Below are 5,056 nucleotides of genomic sequence, written 5' to 3'. Positions count from 1 at the left end.
CTTTTTTTATTCTCGTAATAAAGTCAACTTTTTTATCAATTAATTGTAACCAAAAATAAAAGTGATAAAACCCTCTGTTTTTGACCACTCCAAATACCACCCTTGACAATTTTCCCTTTTCCTTAACTTGTCACCAATGCTTACAGGATGTTGTTGGATGATTGTTTGTGGAAAGTTGGGATTTTTTAGGATGTTGTTTAATGATTGTTTATGGGGATTTTGGAGATGATTTTGTCTGATAGCGTAGCGTGGCGCAAGCCATATTAGGATTTAAGGATTTTCAGGATGGGTAATTGGTAATTGCGAAAATGCTGTAAACTAACTATCTAAAGAAGAGCATAAAACAACATCTTTAAAATATCCCAACTTCCAAAAATCACCACTTCCTCAAAAACAATCTTTCCATCACATCCTGAAAATCCTTAAATCCTGGATATCCTGATTCAGACATAAATGATTTGATAAATAAAAACCCTATATATGGGCGCACACTTTTCCACCTGTAACATAAGTGTAATCGAAACTGAAAATTTTGTCAAGGGCTGAATCAGGATTTACAGGATAAATTATTTGTGTGTGGTCTGCACAATTTCCCAGACATAACATAAGCATGGTGGAAACTGAGAATTAAGGCAAATACTTTTGCACCACAGTCCAACCACTGAGAGATACCCAGGCAAATCCTAGTAATAAGCAGAGATTACAACTAAGATGTAATGGTCTAGCCCAAGGCTTTATGGTACTAATTTGAGTGGCACTGAATGCGGATACTAAAACTAATATTACTACTATTAATCCAGCTAATAAATGTGGTGAATGTCCTAATGAACCAAAGTGTCCTAATGTACCCACAATGCCAACAGCTAAAAGTAGTAATACTAGGCTAACCATCGTGATGCCGATTATATAATGGAGCGATCGCATTTGAGGACGTTGCCAAGGTAGTACAACCCCTAAAGGTGCTTCTCCAGTGGTTCTGACCCGTAACATCCAAATACCAGTTATGGCTAAAAATAAATAGGCTAGTAAAGATAATCCCATTGACCAAGCGGCTATTTTCCATAACCATAGAAAGGAGGGTAGGTGCATAAAATAGTTCAGTGCAGGAAAGTTACCTATTGAGCTTAACAGGATACATCCTGGATATCCTGATTCTGACAAAATAGAAATTCCCATAAACATTCACAAAAAAATTATAAATCACAATCCTGTATATCCTCAAATCCTGGCTATCCTGATAGCGTAGCGTGGCCTTAGCCATTTATGACCAAAAAAATACCTAAAAACCCATACACCAAAAGACTTTTAACTCCGTTCCCATTCCCTGCGCTCGCTTTTCTCCTGTTTGTTCTTGAGTGAAGGCGAACTTTATCCTAAAATGGCCAGTAGGCATTTGGTGAAGTGGTTGATTTTAATTGCCTCTTCCTCCTAAAAACGAATCAAAAGCAGTTAAAAGTAAGATAAGTCACCTGTGAGTAGCTCCTAAACAAAAGCTAACAGCTTGATATTGGATGCTCAAAAAAGGTAGGTTAGATGTTTTGAGTATCTTGAGAGTATGATGAAAACTATGAAAGCTGAACATATTGATTTTCCAGTGCTACACTCGGAATTATTCTTGCGTCATCGTTTACAGGTAGTAGAGGAATTGTGGGAGTCGGTGCTGCGTCAAGAATGCGGTCAAGAAATGGTGGATCTTTTGCGTCAACTGCGGGATTTATGTTCCCCAGAAGGACAAGCCACAAATGACCTAGCTGCCTCTGCTGTAGAATTGATTGAACAATTGAATATCAATGAAGCAATTCGTGCGGCGCGTGCCTTTGCGTTGTACTTTCAGTTGATTAATATTATTGAGCAGGAATACGAGCAAAAGCAGCAATTAAATCGCTATACTGGGGAAACTGATGAGGAAATTTTCCCCAGTATAATTTATTCCACTAATCAACGAGATGAAGAATTACCTGTTACGAAAGAAATAGGTAGCGACTTAATGACAGCAGAAACTCCCCAAAAAGGAACTTTTGCGGCTTTATTTCCCCTGTTATTTAAGTTGAATGTCCCACCCCAACAAATTCAACGCCTGATTTCCCAACTGGATATCCGCTTAGTTTTCACTGCACACCCGACGGAAATTGTCCGTCATACTATCCGGGATAAACAGCGTCAGGTGGTTCATCTTTTGCAAAAACTAGATGAAGCCCAAAATCGTGCTAGTAGCTATCCTTGGGAAACCTTGGAGGTGAAGGAAAGATTACTGGAAGAAATTCGCCTCTGGTGGCGCACTGACGAATTGCATCAGTTTAAACCAACGGTTTTGGATGAAGTAGATTATGCTCTTCACTACTTTCAGGAAGTGTTGTTTGATGGTATTACGCAACTATACAAACGCTTCAAATATTCTTTGGGGGAAACTTTTCCCTGGTTACAACCACCAACAACAAATTTTTGCTCCTTTGGTTCTTGGGTAGGTTCAGACCGAGATGGTAATCCTTCGGTGACACCGGAGGTAACGTGGAAAACCGCTTGTTATCAACGGAAAATGGTGTTAGAGCGGTACATTAAGTCAGTTAAAGAGTTAGTGTCTTTATTGAGTGTATCTATGCACTGGAGTGATGTACTACCAGATTTGCTAGAGTCTTTGGAGTTGGATCAATCGCAGTTAAGTGGGGTGTATGATGATTTGGCCTTGCGTTTTCGCCAAGAACCTTATCGTCTAAAATTATCTTACATTCTCAAGCGTTTAGAAAATACCCGCGATCGCAATTTGGCTTTATATAATCGGGAAACGCCAAACAATGAAGATGCACCTATGTACAGAACGGGTGCGGAATTTTTAACAGAATTGTTGTTAATTCAACGCAATTTAACAGAAACAGGTTTAAGTTGTCGAGAGTTGGAAAACTTGATTTGTCAAGTGGAAATATTTGACTTTAATCTGACTCAATTAGATATTCGTCAAGAATCATCTCGTCATGCTGATGCTATCAATGAGATTCTCGAATATTTGCAACTTTTACCCCAATCCTACAACGAATTATCAGAAGAACAGAGAATTGCTTGGTTAACTTCAGAATTGCAAACTCGTCGGCCATTGATTCCCGCTGAATTACCATTTTCAGAAAAAACCAATGATGTAATTGAAACTTTCCGAATTTTGCGATCGCTACAACAAGAATTTGGCATTAAAATCTGTCAAACTTATATCATTAGTATGTGCCGCGAAGTTAGCGATGTACTAGAAGTTTTACTCTTAGCCAAAGAATCGAGTTTATTTGATCCTGTAGTTGCAGTGGGGACAATTCGCATCGTTCCTCTGTTTGAAACAGTAGAAGATTTACAACGTTCTAGAGGCGTAATGCGGGAACTGTTTGAATTGCCTTTATATCGGGCAATGCTGGCTGGTGGCTACGCCGCAATTAACACTTCGACTTCGCTCAGTGCAAAAGCTTCGACTTCGCTCAGTGAAAAACAAGCACCTCCATCTATTTCTACTCTAAATCCTAACTTACAAGAAGTAATGTTGGGCTATTCCGATAGTAATAAAGATTCTGGTTTTTTAAGCAGTAACTGGGAAATTCATAAAGCTCAAAAATCACTTCAGAAAATCGCCGAAAGTTACGGTGTAAATCTGCGGATTTTCCACGGACGAGGCGGTTCTGTGGGACGTGGTGGCGGTCCTGCTCATGAAGCGATTTTAGCCCAACCAGGTCACAGTATTAGTGGCCGGATTAAAATTACCGAACAAGGGGAAGTCTTAGCTTCTAAATATTCCTTGTTAGATTTGGCTTTGTATCACCTAGAAACTATCACCACAGCCGTAATTCAAGCCAGTTTACTAGGAACAGGGTTTGATGACATCGAACCTTGGAATGAGATCATGGAAGAATTATCTCATGCGTCGCGTCAACACTATCGTAACCTAATTTATGAACAACCTGATTTCATTGACTTCTTCCACCAAGTCACCCCCATTGAAGAAATCAGCCAATTGCAAATTAGTTCTCGTCCAGCCCGTCGTCCATCTGGTAAAAAAGATTTAAGTAGTCTGCGAGCGATTCCTTGGGTATTTAGTTGGACACAAACCCGGTTTTTATTACCTTCTTGGTATGGAATTGGTACAGCCTTACAAGAATTTTTGGACGCAGAACCAGAACAACATTTGAAATTACTTCGCTATTTTTACCTCAAATGGCCATTCTTTAAAATGGTGATTTCTAAAGCCGAAATGACCTTAGCAAAAGTAGACATGGAAATGGCACGTCACTATGTTGATGAATTGTCTAACCCAGAAGACAAACCCAGATTTGAGAAAGTTTTTGCCCAAATTTCTAGCGAATTCTTTCTTACCAGAGATTTAGTTTTAAAAATCACCGGACACCAAAAACTATTAGATGGTGATCCAGTATTGCAACGTTCTGTACAATTAAGAAATGGAACAATTGTGCCTTTAGGATTTATCCAAGTTTCCCTATTAAAACGCCTTCGTCAATCAAAAAATGCCCCCACAACCGGAGTAATTCACTCTCGTTATAGCAAAGGAGAATTACTCCGAGGAGCATTATTAACCATCAACGGAATTGCTGCCGGCATGAGAAATACAGGCTGATAAAAACCAAAAAGCAAAAGGCGTAATTTCTTCCTTTGCGCCTTTGCTCCTTTGCGCCTTTGCGCGAAACAAAAATATGATTAAAAAACGCATTCTTATTTGTACCTTTTTGGCACTTTCTTCCGGTTTTTTTACTGCTTTAATAGCTGGACAAATCACCGTAATGCAACATAGCCAAAAATGTCAAAACCAGACTTGGGGATTTAAACAAATGTGCAGCGCTTTAGTGACTCCGGGTGCAAGTTGGCAAGGAAGCACTGCGGGACTGTGGACAGGGACAATTTTAGGGGCATTTATGGGTGGGTTGATTACACCCCACATTCCGCACCCCAAAATGTTACAGAGGGAAATTACGGAGATGAAAATCAAAGGGAGCATCAAAACAAACAGATAAAGTGAAAAAAGGCATTTGAGAAACAGTAAATCACCAAAAATGTCATCAAAATCTATTCT

Annotated in this window: 2 protein-coding genes and 1 pseudogene; 2 read left to right on the top strand and 1 reads right to left on the bottom strand. The window is 39.3% G+C overall.

Annotated elements, in window-relative coordinates:
- Positions 1-627: 627 nt before the first annotated feature.
- A complete protein-coding gene (locus tag PN450_RS04690; protein ID WP_148762204.1) occupies positions 628-1,089 on the bottom strand; it encodes a DUF4079 domain-containing protein in 462 nt (153 codons plus the stop codon).
- Positions 1,090-1,558: 469 nt separating this feature from the next.
- On the opposite strand from PN450_RS04690, the gene ppc reads away from it, so the two are divergent.
- A complete protein-coding gene (gene ppc / locus PN450_RS04685) occupies positions 1,559-4,603 on the top strand; it encodes a phosphoenolpyruvate carboxylase (protein ID WP_271835568.1) in 3,045 nt (1,014 codons plus the stop codon).
- Between the two features lie 76 nt (positions 4,604-4,679).
- Positions 4,680-4,916 (top strand): annotated as a pseudogene (locus PN450_RS04680) (hypothetical protein); the annotation flags it as partial.
- Between the last annotated feature and the right edge of the window lie 140 nt (positions 4,917-5,056).

The organism is Dolichospermum lemmermannii CS-548 (assembly GCF_028330815.1).
Classification (GTDB): domain Bacteria; phylum Cyanobacteriota; class Cyanobacteriia; order Cyanobacteriales; family Nostocaceae; genus Dolichospermum; species Dolichospermum lemmermannii.
Note: the sequence above shows the minus strand (reverse complement) of the source record. Positions and strands in the feature narration are given on the sequence as shown.

Excerpts from the sequence above, each read along its gene's own strand:
- PN450_RS04690 (WP_148762204.1), bottom strand. The coding sequence starts at position 1,089 with ATGCACCTACCCTCCTTTCTATGGTTATGGAAAATAGCCGCTTGGTCA.
- ppc (WP_271835568.1), top strand. The coding sequence starts at position 1,559 with ATGAAAACTATGAAAGCTGAACATATTGATTTTCCAGTGCTACACTCG.